This window comes from Haladaptatus sp. SPP-AMP-3 (assembly GCF_049568665.1).
Taxonomy (GTDB): domain Archaea; phylum Halobacteriota; class Halobacteria; order Halobacteriales; family Haladaptataceae; genus Haladaptatus; species Haladaptatus paucihalophilus.
The window spans coordinates 456,289-472,038 of record NZ_CP145897.1 but is presented as its reverse complement, the minus strand read 5'-3'; the positions used below and the strand labels follow the sequence as shown (position 1 = coordinate 472,038).

Annotated in this window: 21 protein-coding genes; 15 read left to right on the top strand and 6 right to left on the bottom strand. The window is 63.4% G+C overall.

Annotation, left to right across the window (positions count from 1 at the left end; translation table 11 throughout):
* Positions 1-52 precede the first annotated feature (52 nt).
* Positions 53-694, bottom strand: coding sequence for a helix-turn-helix domain-containing protein (locus tag V5735_RS02940; protein WP_423745000.1), 642 nt, complete (start codon positions 692-694; stop codon positions 53-55).
* 84 nt (positions 695-778) lie between these two features.
* On the opposite strand from V5735_RS02940, the gene paaA reads away from it, so the two are divergent.
* The 6 genes from paaA to V5735_RS02910 all read left to right on the top strand — a co-directional run bounded on the left by paaA (position 779) and on the right by V5735_RS02910 (position 3,878).
* Positions 779-1,720, top strand: coding sequence for a 1,2-phenylacetyl-CoA epoxidase subunit PaaA (gene paaA, locus V5735_RS02935; RefSeq protein WP_423744999.1), 942 nt, complete (start codon positions 779-781; stop codon positions 1,718-1,720).
* A 1-nt stretch (position 1,721) separates the two neighbouring features.
* Entirely contained in the window at positions 1,722-2,042 is a 321-nt protein-coding gene (gene paaB / locus V5735_RS02930; protein ID WP_007978955.1) for a 1,2-phenylacetyl-CoA epoxidase subunit PaaB, read from the top strand.
* Complete coding sequence (gene paaC / locus V5735_RS02925; RefSeq protein ID WP_423744998.1) at positions 2,042-2,884, top strand: 1,2-phenylacetyl-CoA epoxidase subunit PaaC; 843 nt, start codon at positions 2,042-2,044, stop codon at positions 2,882-2,884. The genes paaB and paaC overlap by 1 nt, the downstream gene beginning before the upstream one ends.
* On the top strand, positions 2,877-3,341 hold the full coding sequence (paaD, locus tag V5735_RS02920) for a 1,2-phenylacetyl-CoA epoxidase subunit PaaD (RefSeq protein ID WP_423744997.1): 465 nt from the start codon (positions 2,877-2,879) through the stop codon (positions 3,339-3,341). The genes paaC and paaD overlap by 8 nt, the downstream gene beginning before the upstream one ends.
* Positions 3,338-3,505 (top strand): 1,2-phenylacetyl-CoA epoxidase subunit PaaE, encoded by a 168-nt coding sequence (paaE, locus tag V5735_RS02915; protein WP_007978952.1) that lies wholly within the window; start codon positions 3,338-3,340, stop codon positions 3,503-3,505. The genes paaD and paaE overlap by 4 nt, the downstream gene beginning before the upstream one ends.
* A 160-nt stretch (positions 3,506-3,665) precedes the next feature.
* The gene (locus tag V5735_RS02910) at positions 3,666-3,878 is read left to right on the top strand and encodes a DUF2196 domain-containing protein (RefSeq protein WP_423744996.1); all 213 of its coding nucleotides are present in this window, start codon (positions 3,666-3,668) and stop codon (positions 3,876-3,878) included.
* Here V5735_RS02910 and V5735_RS02905 read toward each other — a convergent pair whose 3' ends face one another.
* On the bottom strand, positions 3,879-4,268 hold the full coding sequence (locus tag V5735_RS02905) for a methylated-DNA--[protein]-cysteine S-methyltransferase (protein WP_423744995.1): 390 nt from the start codon (positions 4,266-4,268) through the stop codon (positions 3,879-3,881).
* The gene (locus V5735_RS02900) at positions 4,268-5,038 is read right to left on the bottom strand and encodes a class I SAM-dependent methyltransferase (RefSeq protein WP_423744994.1); all 771 of its coding nucleotides are present in this window, start codon (positions 5,036-5,038) and stop codon (positions 4,268-4,270) included. The genes V5735_RS02905 and V5735_RS02900 overlap by 1 nt, the downstream gene beginning before the upstream one ends.
* Before the next feature lie 450 nt (positions 5,039-5,488).
* Between V5735_RS02900 and V5735_RS02895 the strand changes: the two genes are divergently transcribed.
* From V5735_RS02895 to V5735_RS02860, 8 genes are all read left to right on the top strand, one after another.
* Positions 5,489-6,349 carry an NOP5/NOP56 family protein gene (locus tag V5735_RS02895; protein ID WP_423744993.1) on the top strand — a complete coding sequence of 287 codons (861 nt, stop codon included), beginning with the start codon at positions 5,489-5,491 and terminating at the stop codon, positions 6,347-6,349.
* Positions 6,346-6,981 carry a fibrillarin-like rRNA/tRNA 2'-O-methyltransferase gene (locus V5735_RS02890; RefSeq protein ID WP_423744992.1) on the top strand — a complete coding sequence of 212 codons (636 nt, stop codon included), beginning with the start codon at positions 6,346-6,348 and terminating at the stop codon, positions 6,979-6,981. The genes V5735_RS02895 and V5735_RS02890 overlap by 4 nt, the downstream gene beginning before the upstream one ends.
* A gap of 45 nt (positions 6,982-7,026) precedes the next feature.
* Positions 7,027-8,097 (top strand): glutamate--cysteine ligase, encoded by a 1,071-nt coding sequence (locus tag V5735_RS02885; protein WP_423744991.1) that lies wholly within the window; start codon positions 7,027-7,029, stop codon positions 8,095-8,097.
* Positions 8,098-8,142: 45 nt separating this feature from the next.
* On the top strand, positions 8,143-8,799 hold the full coding sequence (locus V5735_RS02880) for a winged helix-turn-helix transcriptional regulator (protein WP_423744990.1): 657 nt from the start codon (positions 8,143-8,145) through the stop codon (positions 8,797-8,799).
* A gap of 70 nt (positions 8,800-8,869) precedes the next feature.
* Positions 8,870-9,709, top strand: coding sequence for a VOC family protein (locus tag V5735_RS02875; protein ID WP_423744989.1), 840 nt, complete (start codon positions 8,870-8,872; stop codon positions 9,707-9,709).
* A gap of 181 nt (positions 9,710-9,890) precedes the next feature.
* Positions 9,891-11,453 carry an AAA family ATPase gene (locus V5735_RS02870; RefSeq protein WP_423744988.1) on the top strand — a complete coding sequence of 521 codons (1,563 nt, stop codon included), beginning with the start codon at positions 9,891-9,893 and terminating at the stop codon, positions 11,451-11,453.
* 110 nt (positions 11,454-11,563) lie between these two features.
* Complete coding sequence (locus V5735_RS02865) at positions 11,564-11,791, top strand: hypothetical protein (protein WP_423744987.1); 228 nt, start codon at positions 11,564-11,566, stop codon at positions 11,789-11,791.
* Positions 11,788-12,060, top strand: a complete 273-nt coding sequence (locus V5735_RS02860) for a hypothetical protein (RefSeq protein WP_423744986.1) — start codon at positions 11,788-11,790, stop codon at positions 12,058-12,060. The genes V5735_RS02865 and V5735_RS02860 overlap by 4 nt, the downstream gene beginning before the upstream one ends.
* Here the strand turns inward: V5735_RS02860 and V5735_RS02855 are convergent, their stop codons facing one another.
* The 3 genes from V5735_RS02855 to V5735_RS02845 all read right to left on the bottom strand — a co-directional run bounded on the left by V5735_RS02855 (position 12,061) and on the right by V5735_RS02845 (position 14,688).
* Positions 12,061-12,723: a helix-turn-helix domain-containing protein gene (locus V5735_RS02855; RefSeq protein WP_423744985.1), complete on the bottom strand. Its 663-nt coding sequence runs from the start codon at positions 12,721-12,723 to the stop codon at positions 12,061-12,063. It abuts the gene before it with no gap.
* Between the two features lie 38 nt (positions 12,724-12,761).
* Positions 12,762-14,012, bottom strand: coding sequence for a kynureninase (kynU, locus tag V5735_RS02850; RefSeq protein ID WP_423744984.1), 1,251 nt, complete (start codon positions 14,010-14,012; stop codon positions 12,762-12,764).
* A gap of 139 nt (positions 14,013-14,151) precedes the next feature.
* Positions 14,152-14,688 (bottom strand): NUDIX hydrolase, encoded by a 537-nt coding sequence (locus V5735_RS02845; RefSeq protein ID WP_423744983.1) that lies wholly within the window; start codon positions 14,686-14,688, stop codon positions 14,152-14,154.
* Between the two features lie 53 nt (positions 14,689-14,741).
* On the opposite strand from V5735_RS02845, the gene V5735_RS02840 reads away from it, so the two are divergent.
* Positions 14,742-15,653 (top strand): alpha/beta hydrolase, encoded by a 912-nt coding sequence (locus V5735_RS02840; RefSeq protein ID WP_423744982.1) that lies wholly within the window; start codon positions 14,742-14,744, stop codon positions 15,651-15,653.
* The last annotated feature ends 97 nt before the right edge of the window (positions 15,654-15,750 follow it).

Below are 15,750 nucleotides of genomic sequence, written 5' to 3'. Positions count from 1 at the left end.
GAATATCTGGCACCGGAACAAGAACCTTGCGTCGGGTTTCCGCCCGCGACAGCTACGCGAATATCTGTGCGAACATCGACCGCTCGGCGCGGTGGAGGCGCTCTAAAAACGCCGATTTACTGATGCCGAGTTCGTCGGCGACGTCGCTCGCGGTCGCCCCCCGCGGGACGCTGAAATAGCCCGATTCCAGCGCGGTTCGGAGGGCACGTTCCTGCGCGGGTGTCACGTCCCACTGCTGGGCGACGACGTTCTCGTCCTCGGACCCGAGTTGATGGACACGCTCGAGTCGCATCCCGACCGTTTCACCGGCGGCTTCGAGCACGCCTTGGAGAACGTCGTGGCCGACGACCGCACCCGTGAACTTCGCATCGCCGTCGCGGTAGCGGAGCGACTCGGCCATGAACCCGACGTTGGTCAGTTCGTGGACGACGCACGCGTGCTTCGAGAGACAGCGGAAGTTCTGTCTGCCGTCGGTCGTGGAGACGTGGAGATATCGGATTCGGTCGTCTTCGTCGAGAAAGGCGGCGAGGCCGTCGTTTTCCGCGGGAGCACTGAACCGAAGCAGGGCGTAACCATCGTCCCGATGCTGTGGCGGTTGGCAGTCGATACGAACCCCCGTCTCGCGCGACGCCTCGGCCAACGGGCAGTCGTCGCCCGTTACGGCGAATTCGACGACGAGGCACTCGTCAATCATGCCGCGATTGTATGCGCGCAGTATACTTAAACCCCGTACATGAACGGGCGAATCGGTATGGGTTGGGCTCCATAACTATCGACCATGGACATAGCAACCGTCAAAGAGCGGGCCGCCCCCCGGCAGTTCAGTCCGAAGGACGACATGCCGGAGGAGTACCGCAAGGCGGCGACCCGGATGATCCAGTTCCACGCAAACTCCGAAATCATGGGGGCGTATCTGGAACGCCCGTTCATTCGACAGGCACCGAGCCTCGACCGTAAACTGGCGTTCAGCGCGAAGGTGCAGGACGAAATCGGTCACGGGCAACTGCTCTATCGCGCCGCCGAATCGCTCGGTATCAAGACCCGCGACCAGATGTTGGACGAGCTGGCGAACGGCGAAGGGAAGTTCCTGAACTGTTTCCACTACGAGATGGAAAACTGGTGGGAGACGCCGATGATCGCCTTCTTCGTTGACGGCGCAGCGATGCGCCGACAGGCGACCCTGAAGCGCACGAGTTGGGAACCCTACGCGCACGCCATGGACAAGGTGTGTTTCGAGGAGGGCTTCCACGTCAAACACGGCGAGGATATCATGCGCGAACTCTCGATGGGGTCGAAGAAGGAACAGGAACTCATGCAGGAGGCCTTCGAGGAGTGGTGGCCGCGCATCATCCAGTTCTTCGGGCCGACCAACGAGAAGAGTACCCACCACGACTTCTCCGCCGAAGTCGGGTTGAAGACGATGACGAACGACGACCTCCGCAACGCCTTCCTCAACGCCTACATCCCGAAGGCGAAGAAGTACGGATTGGAGATTCCCGACGAACCCCGCATCGAGCGTGACGAGGAGACGGGGACGTACAAAGTGCGCGAGGACGACCTCGACTGGGACGAATTCTTCCAAATCGCGAAGAACAGCTACGAACCCGGCGTCGATCAGATAAACGGTCGCAAACACGCACAGGACGCGGCGGAATGGGTTCGTGACGTACTGGACGACTGGGAATCGAGCGGTTCGAACACACCGGTGGCGGCTGATTAACATGATCTGGGAAGTGTTCCGACAGGAGGAAGCGGGCAAGTATCACACCCATTGCGGAAACGTCCACGCGCCGGACCGCGACATGGCGCTCATGTTCGCTCAAGTCCAACACGGGCGGCGCAAACCGACCAACAGCCTCTGGGTCGTCCCGAAGGACGAAATCGGCGAAGTCGATGCCGACGAAACCGCCTTCGGCGGCACGACGAACAAATCCTATCGCTGGGTGATGGCGTACAACACCATCGACTCCAGTTTCGCACAGGAAATCGAGGACTCCGAGAGCGAACAGGAAGACGCGGACCGACGACGGAGTGAGGCATAATGTCGGCACAACTCGCCGGACCCGACGAACTGGGCGATGCGGAGCGAGCGGCCGTCGAAAGCCTGCTCCGCCGACTCGCCGACGACGAACTCGTCCTCGCGGAGCGCTACACCGAGTGGCAGGTTCGCGCACCGACGCTGGAATCCGACCTCGCCATCTCGAACATCGCACAGGACGAACTCGGCCACGCCCGGCTCTGGTACGACCTGTTGCAGGACTTCGGCTACACGGAAGCCGAACTCATCTTCGAACGCGACCCCGCGGACTTCCGCCACTCGACGCTCGTCGAACGCCCGTTCGAAACCGGCGACTGGGCCGACGCCATCGTGCGCGGATACTTCTACGACGTTGCCGAAGAACTCCGACTCGAAGCCCTCGAAGACACGTCGTATCCGCGAATCGCGGACCGCGTGGCGAAGATTCTGAGCGAGGAGAACTACCACCGCGAACACGCACAGAACTGGCTCGAACGGTTGACGAGCGACGACGAGGGCACGGAACGTGTGCAGGCGGCCGTCGACCGGCTGTTCCCGTACGCGCTGACGCTGTTCGAAGCGGGCGACGCCAGCGAGGACATCGACGAACTCGGAATCCGAACCGAGTCGCTCGACTCGATGCGCGAGCAGTGGCTCGACATCGTGGTCCCGTTCCTCGCGTCGCTCGGCGTGGACGTGCCCGCCGAATCCGAGGACGACGTAGACGAACTGCTCCCCGAGCGCATCGGACGAGACGGAAACCACACCGACGACTGGGCCGACCTTCACGACGACATGACGCGGACGTACCGGGACCTCGGGCGAACCGAAGCCCACCGAATCATGCCGGATCCAGATAATGAGTAGTGACCCACAGGAGTTCGACATCGACTCCGAACCGACCGCGTGTGCGTACACCGACTACACGAAAAGCGGACGGTCCCCCGACGAACTGCCCGCGACGGGCGAGGGAGCGACCGGCCTCGAACGGCGCGTCTGGGACGCGCTGTACGACATCGAAGACCCCGAGATGCCCATCAGCATCGTCGATTTGGGGCTGATATACGGAGTCGAGTGCGAGACTCCCGAGGAGTCCCGTGACGACGGCAACGTCGCCGGAGCGAGCGTCACCGTCATCATGACGCTGACCTACACAGGGTGTCCCGCCCGCAAGATGCTGACCGAGGAGATAGTGAACGACGTCGCGGCGGTCGAAGGCGTCGAGGATGCGGACCTCGAACTCGTCTGGAATCCGCCGTGGTCTATCGAGATGGTGACCGAACAGGGCAAAGACGACCTCAGGGAGTTCGGACTGAGCATATGAGACGACTCGACCCCAGCGTCACGACGAGTGGCGAGGAAACGGGCGCGGAGTGTCCCTACTGCGGTTCGACGGACACCCACCGTGAGCACCCGAAAGGGCCGTCGCTCTGTCGGTCGATGCACTACTGTAACGGCTGTGAACAGCCGTTCGAGAAGTTCGAGTAGGGGTTTTGTGTCCCGACGAAGGGACGTGTTGATGGGACCGCACCAACAGCTATGGAGAAAGTAAACATAGTTCTTTTGTAGGGTAAATAAATGGGTCTGATTCCATACACAAATGGAGTTGGCCGACACGTTTTTTCCGCCGTCCGTTGCAGTCCGTCGTATGTCCGCAAATCGACCGACGCGAGAGGAGTTGCGTCGCGGAATGACCGTCGAAATCGAACAGACCAACGCCGAGAACGCGGACGAAGCCGAACCGCTCCGGGGCGATATCGCGAAGATTCTCTCGAAGGAACACAGCGAACCCGGCGGCGTGAAAGTCGAGTTAGAGTCCGGGATTACCGGACGCGTCAAACGCATCGCACCGGACGAGTAATCAGTCGGATTCGAGGTCGAGCAGCCGTTTTTTCAGTCCGAGGCGCTCCCCTCGTCCGCCGGAGTACCCGCCTAAACCGTTCGCGCCAACGATGCGATGGCACGGCACGACCAGCGGCACTGGATTCCGACCACAGGCCTGTCCGACCGCTATCGGCGCGGTGTCGAGTTCGTCGGCGATGTCACCGTACGTTCGCGTCTCGCCGCGCGGCACGTCGGCCATCGCGGCCATGACCCGTCCGGTGAAAGAGTCAGGGTAGTCCACGGTGAGGTCGAACGACCGCCGTTCGCCCGCCGCGTACCCGCCGACCTGTTGGCGGATTTCGTCGGGGGATTCGGCGACCAGCGCGTCGTCGATTTCGACCTGCCAGTCCCAGACGGAGACGAACATCAGCGCCTCCGGAGGACCGTTACGGGTCGGTGGAGCGTGCCCGGTTCACAGTCCCCGACGGGGGTCGAGAGGTCGAAGCTGTCGAACCATCCCACGTGGTCGAACTCGGTCCGTTCGAGGAGCATGCGGAACTCTTGGGGCGCGAACGTCTTGCGTACGTACTCCTCGCGGAAGTGCCGCGTTCCCTCGGGCGTCTCGACGCGCGTCGTCAGCGTCTGTCGAACCAACTGCTTCGTCGTGTGTATCGGTTCCTGTTCGATGCCGAACCGAACCGTCGTGTCCCCGCGCGTCGTCTCCCACTCGCTTTGGGAGGACGTGCCACCGGCGAAATCGATGGAGCCGTCGATGCAGTAGAGCGCCCCCGGCGTCATCGCATCGGCCATCGAATCGAGATGCGACAGCAGGGCCTCGTTCGAATCGAGATACAGCGACCCGAGCGCACAGAACGCGAAATTCACGTCGCTCGGCAGAACGAAGTCGGCCATGTCTCGCCGGAGGAACGTCGCTTCGATGTCGTGTTCGCGGGCCTTCTCGATGGAGTGGGAAATCATCTCCGAGGAGTTGTCCAAGCCGGTGAACTCGTAGCCGCGCGCGTCGAATTCGAGCAGATACGGGGACGGGCCACAGGCGATTTCGAGGACGGAATTCGGGCGATTCGACCGCTCGCCGAATCGGTCGATACAGGCTTCGAAGAAGCCTACTTCGGCCGCCACATCGCGGAAATCGAAGGCAATCTCGTAGTAGTCGGGATGCGCGTAGAGACCGGCCATAACTTCCAACTCTGCGGACGGGTCTTAACTGCTCGTATCGGGACGAAAAGGGTTGAATGAACGGCTGAAACGGTTCGTCTGTTGTGACGAGATGGCTTCATCCGTCCGGTCCCTCGTGACCGGACTCCACCGTGGTACGGTCCGGTGGCAACGTGCCGAATTCACTTCGCTTTCCGATACGCGATACTACGATTGTCGGCGGTGAGTTCCTGCGAAGTTCGATGAAACCGGTGTACTAACTCGCCTCGTGAACCTCCCAAACCGTCCGTGAAACTACTAATCTATACTAAAAAATACTATTTCTTACTACTATACACTGAAATCGCTTCGCACACCGGGAAGACGAAATCCGACGACGCGCGATGCGGCCACCGCCGCACGCACCCCCGTGACGGTCACCGGAGAGCGCGTAAACGTAGGTTTAAACGAGAAGGCGCACAACCCTCGGCCATGACCGAATCGGACGCCGAGACGGCGGGTGGCGAACCGGGGTGGTTCGCGGGCGTCGAACCGGACGACGTGGAGGGCGGCGCGCGCGCCATCCGGGAGGGGAGCGCCGACGCACCGGCGGACTGGTCCGAGCGAGCCGTCGAGGCCGGGTTCGCCGAGGACGACGCGGACTACTACGCGAAGCTTCGAGAAGCTACCATCCGAGCGACGCGGGACGCGGTGACGGAACGCGAACGGGCGGACGACCGCCAACTCGTGCACGCGGTGCGCGCGATGGACGACTGTGAATCGGAGGCGAACGAACTCGCCGAACGCGTTTCGGAGTGGGCGGGAACGCTGTATTCCGACGCCGGAACGGGCGTCGGATACGCCCGCGAACTCGCCGAGAGCGACCCCGAAACGCCGGTCGAGGAGCGGGTGGTGTCGCTGGCGGAGCGGGTCACGGACCTCGCCGACGAGCGCGATACACTCCGGTCGTTCGTGGAGCGACAGGCACCGGCGGTCGCGCCGAATCTCGCCACGCTCGCCGACCCGGTGCTCGCCGCGCGACTCATCGCGCTGGCCGGGGGCCTCGAATCGCTGGCGAAGATGCCTGGCGGAACGGTGCAGGTGCTCGGCGCGGAGAACGCGCTGTTCGCCCACCTCCGCGGACACGCCTCCTCGCCGAAACACGGTATCATCTACACGCACGAAGCGGTTCGGGCGGCCCCGCCGGACCAGCGCGGGTCGGCGGCGCGCACGCTGTCCGGGAAACTCGTCATCGCGGCGCGAATCGACCACTACTCGGGCGAACACAACCCGGAACTGAAGGCGGAACTCGACCGACGAATGGACGCGATACAGTCACGGGGTGACGAATGACGCTCCCCGATGGCGTCGAACGGCGGGCGTTCGGCGGCGACGACCGACTGGCGACGAAGGGCCGCCCGGTCTACGGAGAACCGACCGACGGGGACTGGCGCTGTTGGGACGCCCGTCGCTCGAAGTTGGCCGCCATGCTGGAACACGGGATGGACACCGGTTTGAAGGGCGGCGAGACGGTGCTCTACCTCGGAGCGGCGAGCGGAACGACGGTGAGCCACGTCGCCGACTTCTCCGGGCCGACGTACGCGGTCGAGTTCGCACCGCGACCGACCCGCGACCTGCTCGACGCGGTGGAACCCCGCGAAAACCTCTTTCCGCTGCTGAAGGACGCGCGAAAACCAGAGACGTACGCGCACGTCGTCGAATCTGACGTCGAGGTGCTCGTTCAGGACGTGGCGACGCGAGGACAGGCCCGCGTGGCCTGTGAAAACGCGCGGTTCCTTCGGGAGGACGGTCGGCTACTTCTCGCCATCAAAGCCCGAAGCGAGGACGTGGCGAGCGACCCGGAAACCGTGTTCGAGCACGCGCTCGACACGCTCCGGGAGGGGTACGAAATCGTCGAAACCCGACGGCTCGAACCGTTCCACGTGGACCATCTCGGCGTCGTGGCCGTTCCCCGGAAGGTGTGACCGTCACCGGAAGTATTTACGTGTCGGGTGGCTAAATCTCGAAAAATGGATTTGGGTTCGGCCGAGAATTTCACCGACCTAGGGACGCTCGGCGTCGAAGAGGAGTTCTACGTCGTCGACGAGCGAGGCGTCCCGACCGCAGGGACAGACGAACTCGTCTACCAGACCGACCCACCGGAGATACTCGACGGTCGATTGGACCACGAACTGTTCAAATGCGTCATCGAGACGCAAACGCCGAAAACGACGCTTTCGGACGTTAACGACGATGTGAGGCGGGTACGCGAAGCTCTCGTCGAGCACGCTCGGTCGCAGGGATTCGGCATCGCGGCGGCGGGTCTCCACCCCGGCGCGAAGTGGCGGGAACTGGACCACGCCGAAAAGCCGCGCTATCGAGCGCAACTCGACCGAATTCAGTACCCACAACACCGCAACACGACCGCCGGGCTACACGTCCACGTCGGCGTGGACGACGCGGACGCGGCGGTCTGGGTGGCGAACGAGATTCGCTGGTACCTCCCCGTCATGTTGGCGCTGTCAGCCAACTCGCCGTACTGGGACGGCTACGACACCGGCCTGCAGTCGGCCCGGGCGAAGATATTCGAGGCGCTACCGAACACCGGCATGCCGACCGATTTCGAGGATTACGAGGCGTTCGCCGAGTTCGAGCGGACGATGGTCGAAACGGGGTCGATAAACGACCGCGGCGAACTCTGGTACGACGTTCGACCCCACTCCGGCCACGGGACGGTCGAGGTTCGAACCCCCGACGGGCAGGCCGACCCGGAGCGCGTGCTCGCGTTCGTGGAGTACACCCACGCCCTCGTGACCGACCTCGTGGAGCGCTACGAGGACGGCGAGTCCGGCTACTGCCACCGCCGTGAACTGCTGGACGAGAACAAGTGGCGTGCGATACGCTACGGCCACGACGCTTCCTTCATCGACCAGGACTGTGACGGCGAAATCTCGCTCGGAGAGGTAGTCGACCGCGAGTGCGACCGCCTCGGCGTCAGCGGCATCGGCGACATCTACGATGCGGAGAGCGGTGCCGAGTGTCAACGGCGACTCCACGAGGAAGACGGCTTCGAGACGCTGTGTGAATCCCTTTTGCTGTAGGCAAGTTTTTTACGCGCTACTGACTTTTGTCCTTCTGAGAACGACATGACTGGGGACGACGCTGACAACGAACGAAACGACTCCGAGGATACCGGTGACGAGATACCCGTCGATACGAGCGGTGCGGACGACGCGGAGGCCGTCGGAGACGAATTGGATGCGGACGAGGTGGAAGACGAAAAACCGCTGTCGCGCGGTCGGAAACGGCTCGGGGAGGAGGCGGACCGTGCGGTTGAAGGATTCGACCAAGGTATCGTGGACCTGCTTTCGTGGGTGCTCGACACCGAGACGCGCGCGCGAATCTACGTTTACCTCCGGCAGAATCCGGGGAGTACGAGCGAGGAAATCGCCGAAGGGACGGGGCTGTATCCGAGCACGGTCCGCGAATCGCTCGCCGAACTCCACGAGGAGGAGAACGTCTTCCGCGAGAAACGCGAGAGTTCGGGTGCCGGAAACAACCCGTACGAGTACACGGCCATCGCGCCGAGCGAACTCGTCGGCGGTATCGTGGACCAGGTACAACAGGAACTGAACACGGTGTTCAACCTCGACAGCCACCTGAACGACGAGGTGTCCGAAACCGAACCGGTCAGTATCGAAGTCGAGGACATCTCCGACGACGTGGACGAGGACACGGCGGACGTGGCCGACGATGTAGACGACGACGGTACCGAAACGGACGGCGAAGCGGACGAGGAGTAATCCTCCCCTTCGGAAAGATACACGGTCTTCTCACCCGACTGTCCACACGGTACCGACCGTACCGACTATCATGGAGTCCACAATTTCTCCCGAAACGACCGTCGGTCGTGTCGCCCTTCGAGTCAACGACCTCGACCGAGTGCGTCGCTTCTACGAAACCGTCGTCGGACTCGAACGCCTGCGGGAAGACGGCGAAACCGCCGTCCTCGGCGCTGGTGGCGTTCCGCTTCTGGAACTGGTCGCGGACGCCGACGCTCCCGTGCGGAGACGAACCGAAACGGGACTGTTTCACACGGCGTTTCTCGTCCCCTCGCGGAGCGCCGTGGCGGATGCGCTCGTGCGCATCGAGAATAACTGGGAGCTGTCCGGTGCGTCCGACCACCGCGTCAGCGAGGCGCTCTACCTCACGGACCCCGAAGGGAACGGCGTCGAAATCTACCGTGACCGCCCCCGCGAGGAGTGGCCCGTCGACGAGGACGGGCGCGTTCGGATGGAGACGCTGCCGCTCGGCACCGACGAACTCCGGGAACGGGGGACGAACGCCGAAACGGTCCCGTCGGGAACGGTCGTCGGGCACGTCCACCTCGAAGTTTCGTCACTCTCCGCCGCCCGGGAGTTCTACGTCGAGACGCTGGGAACCCGCATCCGCCAGCGGTTCGGCCCGTCCGCGCTCTTCCTCGCGGCAGACGACTATCACCATCACATCGGCCTGAACACGTGGAACGACCGCACGGAACCGACCGCGGGGCGCGGGTTGCTGTGGTTCGAACTCGTCGTCCCCGACCGGGCGGCGCTCGACGAGGCCCGACAACGGTTCGCCGCGCGCGGCGTCGAGACGACTTCGAGGGAGAACGGATTCGATGTGTCTGATTCTGATGCTATTTCCCTTCGCCTCACTGTTAATGATTGATATTGCATACGACAATCGAAAAATTCGGATTCGATGCCCGAAAACTCCACTCATCTCCCGTAATTAGGAGTATATGGGAATATTCGAACGTTACGATGGAGTGGTACGTCTCGGATAATAAAATCAATCCGATAATTCTATCGGCGCATGATTTATATATCCCTTCTCGGATGTGCACAGTATGAGTGATTTCAGTAGCGGGGACGAAGTGATTTCGAGTTCGGAGAGCGGGGTTACGATCGAAAAATCGTTCGACGGGGAGGCGTTCGCGGTCCCGGCGATTCGGTTCGAACTTCGATCGGACCACGACGACGCGGTAACGGTCCGCATCACGGACCGAATTCCCGACGACTTTCCGATGGACAACGTGGGATTTCACCCCGAATACGAGAACGAGAACTGGACGGCCTACAAGGACCACCGCGTGCAGTTCGAGCGGACGCTCGAACCGAACGAGTCGCTGACGACGGTGTACGGAATTCGACTGTCCGACTGGTCCGACGCCGAGAAGTTCCTCATCGAACCGGAACTCGAAGAGGTCACGCCGGTCACGGACGACGGCGGGCAGGGCGAGGAGCGCATGGAGGAACACACCATCACCGACATCGTTTCCGAGGACAGCAGTCAGGTCGTCCGCGACGTCATCGCGGGCGACAGCGGACTGCCGGGACTGGACGAGGACGCCGAAACGGGCGACGACCCCGATGACCCGCTCGCCGACGTCGGAAACGACCCCCTCTCCGACCCGCTCGGGTCGAGTACCGACGCGGACGACGGTGCCACGGACCCGCCCGCGGACGCGGCGAGCGCGTCGGCCGACTCCACGGACGCGGACTCCGCACTCGACGAATCGAACCCCGGCGGTTCGGATACCGAAGACGGTCCGTTCGCTGGGTCGGCAGACGACACCATCGGCGCGGACGAGTCGAGCGACGACATCCTCGAAGCGCCCGTCGAGACCGCGGACGAACCCCCGGCGTCACCCCCGCGGCCCGGAAGCGTCGCCGCCGCTCTCGCCGACGAGATTCGCGCCGGGGAGGTGAACGACGATGACCTCAAACGCATCCAGCAGGAACTCGATTTGGACACGCCCGAGAGCACGAACGTCCGCATCCGTCACCTCCAGTCCCGGGTGGACGACCTCGCGGCCTACACCGAGGCGTTAGAGGAGTTCATCGACGAGAGCGGGACGGCGAAAACCCTCATCGACGGCTTCGAATCCGAAGTCGAGTCGGTTCGCGCCGACCTCGACGAGATGGGTTCGGAGATAGAGAACGCGAAGGACGAGGGTGCACAGGCGCGCGCGCGCGTCGCCGACCTCGAAACGAACCTCGACGGTCTCGAAACGAGTATCGACAGCCTCGAATCGGGGCTCGAAAGCGACCTCGCAGAGCTCGAAAACGACCTCGACGAGTTGGGCGAACTGGACTCCAACCTCGACGGACTCACGTCACAGCTCGACGACTTGGAGGACCTCGTTGCGACGAACACCCAAGAGGCGTCCGCGTTGGACGACGAACTCGAAGACCTGCGAGACGACTTCGAGACGGTCGATTCGCTCGAAGGAAAAATCGAGGCGCTTTCCGAGGACGTTTCCGACCTCTCGGATTCCGTCGAGGCGACGGAGACGCGCATGGACGAAAAACTCGACACGCTCCGTTCCGACATCGGGGACGTCGAGAGCGAACTGAAGGAACTCCACGAGTGGCGCGACCAACTCGGCTCGGTCTTCGGCGGGAACTGACCTTCGACGTCCTACAACCGGACGGAAACAACTCCTTTTCATCCGCTTGCGGGTGCAGGCACGAGTCACCTGACGCCGGAGACGCTTCGTTTTGTTAGAGGGGGAAACCTATGAGCACGACACGAGTGGGTCACGCGCCGGACGAATCGGACAGTTCGGACGACGAACGTCGTCTGTACGGCGACCCACAGCACGAGGTTACTGTTGACGACAACCCCGAGCGGTTGTACGGGACGCCGCAACACGAGGGGGGACCGCCGACGACCGACGTCGAGCGGTTCTGGCTCGACTGTTTCGCCTTCAGAAAGAGCGTCCAATGCGAGGATGGTTCCCAGTGAAAGCAAAACCACCACGAACGCCGGACGATGGAAACGCGCGGAACGAAAAGGAGAACGCGAACGCGGCACGGAGCGAAAGTGAGGGAGAGCAAGCGGACAGGACGGAGGAGTGTTCGACCTGTGCGGCGGAGACGCCACACCGCGTCACTATCGAGATTCGAACGGAAAACGAGCAGGCAAAACACAGTTCGTTTTCCCGCGAACCGTACCGGGTCAGCATCTGCGTCGAATGCGGCGAGGAGACTGTCCGCCGGATGAACGACGCCTGATTACTCGCGCCCGTCGTTCGGGGAGAGCGCGAGCGCGTTTTTCACGAGACTCCGATGCCCGCGTCGAAGTCGTTCGGACACCGCCTGATGGGAGATGCTGAGGTCCCCGGCGAGGTCGTCCGCCGTCGAGTCTCGCGGGACGTCGTAGTACCCGGCTTCGAGCGCCATCATCAGCGTTTCGTGCTGTTCTTCGGTCAGTCCGTACAGGCCGTGGCGCGTGTCGCTTATCTCGTAGATGTTGCGCACGTCGAGCGAGAGGCCGGTGTCCTGACAGAAGTCGTACGTCGCCGACAGCGAGTCGCGGTCGGGAAAGAGGATGCGAAGTCGCCAGCGGTCCTCCTTGCCGTGGAGGTTCAGGATGGTCGCTTCCTCCTCGACGAGGATGTGAATGACGACGTGTATCTGGTCCACCCAGTGCATCCGGTACAGTCGCTCGTCGCCGAGGTCCTCGATGAGATTCAATTTGTCGATGCTGTTGTCCGCACGAAGGGCGGAATCCAACTTCTCCAGGTCGTCCGCCGTCACCCAGAGGTAGGGCATGACGTGATTCGCGTCGTGTGCCGCCACGCGAACGACATCGAACTCGGCGTTCGGCGCACGCTCCAAGGCGGTTCTGAGCGCAAACTCCTTCGCCGGGAGTTCTATTTCGGCGATAGTACTCATACGACAACGAATGCCAGCGACTGTAATACGTGCTACGGCTACGTCACTCCGCCACCGCGACGGTCGAACGACTCGTACTCTCGCGTCTCGACGATTTCGCGCAGGTGCTCTCCGACCCGCCACACGTCGTGAAAGCCGACGTACAGCGGTGCCGGACAGACACGAACGACGTTCGGCGGCCGGAAGTCCACGACGACGCCTCTCTCCTTCAGCGCCTCGCCGATTCGGTACGCCTCTTCGTGTTCGACGGCGACGTGTCCGCCCCGTCGTTCGGGGTCGCGCGGGGTGCCGACCCGATACTCCGGCAACTCGTCCACTATCTCGATGAGAAAGTCGGTGAGCGACAGCGATTTCTCCCGCACCGGGTCGATTCCAACCTCCTCGAACGGTTCGAGCGACCCCGAGAGCGGGGCGGCGCTGAAGACGGGTACCGTGCCGATCTGCCACGCTCCGGCGTCCGCGGCGGGCGTGAACGTCGTCTCCATCTCGAACTGGGTTTCCTTGTCGTGTCCCCACCACCCGGCGAGTCCGGGTTCGGTGCCGAAGTGGCGTTCGTTGACGTACAGACCGGCGACCGCACCCGGTCCGGCGTTCAGGTACTTGTAGCTACACCAAACGGCGAAATCCACGCCCCACTCCGAGAGTCGATGGGGCACCGCGCCGACCGAGTGGGCGAGGTCGAACCCGGCCAGCGCGCCGCGAGCGTGTGCCGCGTCCGTCAGTCGCTTCAGATCGAGCAACTGCCCGCTCCGGTAGAGGACGGACGGCATGAACAGAATCGACGTCTCGGGGGACAACGCGTCGATGACGTCCTCTTCTTCGATGGTGCGCCCGTCGCGGCTTTCGACGACGACGAGGTGGTCGTCAGGGTCGAGACCCAGCCGTCGCATCTGTGCGCGGATGGCGTAGTGGTCCGTCGGGAAGTCGAGTTCGTTGACGACGACCTCCCCGCCGTCGTAGAACGTCGAGAAGAGCGCGTGGATGTTGACCGTCGTGGAGTTTCCGACGACGACCTCCGCCTCGTCCGCGCCGACGAGCGGTGCGAGTCGGTCACCGAGGCGCTCCCCGTAGTGGAACCAGTCCGGGTCGGCGTCCGTCCAGCCTCGGATTCCCAGTTCCTTCCACTCCTCGACCGCGTTCGAGAGCGCCCGCTCCGCGTCCGACGAGTGTACGCCGAGCGAGTTGCCGTCCATGTACAGTTCGCCCTCCGGAATAGAAAACCGGTCCCGAACGGAAGCGAGCGGGTCGGCCTCGTCACGTCGTTTCGCGTCGTCCGCACCCGTATCCATACGTATCGTTTCGGGCACGGCTACTTCACTGTACGCGCCCCGGTCAGTCGGTCGTGATTCCCGAACTCCGTTTTGGCGGGTCGTCAGCTTGTCCCTATCTCGTCATCCCGTCACACGTCTCCGTCTCTGCCGACCCACCTCACCCTTCGCGCCAGCGTTCGACCTGTGGCTCGATGAAATCGAGGACGCGCTCCGGCGGCGAGTCGAACCACCGGGCGTCGAGAACGTCGTCTCCCGCCGTCAACTCGCCGCCGACACAGACACCCGAAAAGAGTACCGAGAGCGCGAAGATCCGCTCGGTCGGGTTCGTTTCGAGAAATATCTCCTTCCGCTGAACGTCGAGGACGTCCGTCAGGCGACAGCGGAGTTCCGTCTCCTCGTGTACCTCGCGCCGGGCCGTCTCGGAGAGGGTTTCGCCGGGTTCGTGGCCGCCCCCGGGGACGCCCCGCTCGTTCGCCGCGTTCGGATGGCGAATCATCGCTACCCGGTCCTTCGCGTCGGTCACCCAGACAGCGGCGTCGCCGAGCCACCCGTCCGCTGCTTTTCGTCGTCCGTGTTCGAAGTAGTCGGCGTCGTTCTTGACCCGCTCGTCGTGGACGGGAAACATCCCGTATGCGTTTCGAAGCCGACGGAGGCTCTCCGTCGTGGCGTCACGGGTTCGCGCTTCGAGTGACATGATTCGACGTTGGAAGGCTGAAACTATAACTCTCCTGCCGCGGTGAAGTCGGTATGGACGACGAAATGGCCGATGCGGTGGCGCGAATCGAAGCGATGGGCGTTCCGCCGTGGCACGCCCTGTCCGTCGAGAGCGCGCGACGCGTCGAGGACGACGTGTTCACCGCGGACGACCGCGCGCCGGTCGCGTTCGTTCGCAACCTCTCGATTCCCGGCCCCCGCGGAAAAATTCCGATTCGTGTCTACCGTCCCGACGTGCGAGACGCCCCGGTCGTCGTGTTCTATCACGGCGGCGGGTGGACGCTCGGGACGCTCGACTCCATCGACGGCGTGTGCCGGGAGTTGGCGAACCGCGCCGAATGCGTCGTCGTCTCCGTGGACTACCGACTCGCGCCGGAGCACCCGTTTCCGGCGGGGGTGGACGACGCCGTTGCCGCGCTCGAATGGACGGCCGACCACGCGGCCGCGTTCGGCGGCGACCCCGCCCGCCTTGGCGTCGCGGGGACCAGCGCGGGGGGCAACCTCGCGGCCGTGACCGCGCTCTACGCCCGCGAATTCGGTGGGCCGACGCTCTCCCACCAGAGCCTCCTCTATCCCATCACGAACCACGCCTTCGATACGGATTCCTACGAGGAGAACGGTGACGGACCGCTGCTCACCCGTGCCGACATGGGGTGGTTCTGGAACCACTACCTCCGGAGCCCGGTCGATGGCCGGAATCCCTTCGCGTCACCGCTTCGCGCGCGCGACCTTGCCGACCTCCCGCCAGCGACCGTCGTCACGTGCGGCCACGACCCGCTTCGAGACGAGGGCATCGCGTACGCCGAGCGACTCGTGGAGGACGGCGTATCAGTCGGGCACGACCACTATCCCGGCATGGCCCACGGCTTTTTGAGTCTCACCGGCGAGGTGACCGCGGCGGACGAAGCGATGGACGCGGTTGCGTCGTCCCTCGGCTTCATGTGAGTCACGGCGCGGAACACGGCGGCGGACAGTTGAACGACGAGGCGGGCACGTCGGCGACGAGGGCGGTCACGCTCGTCGCAATCCCGACCGAGGGAGA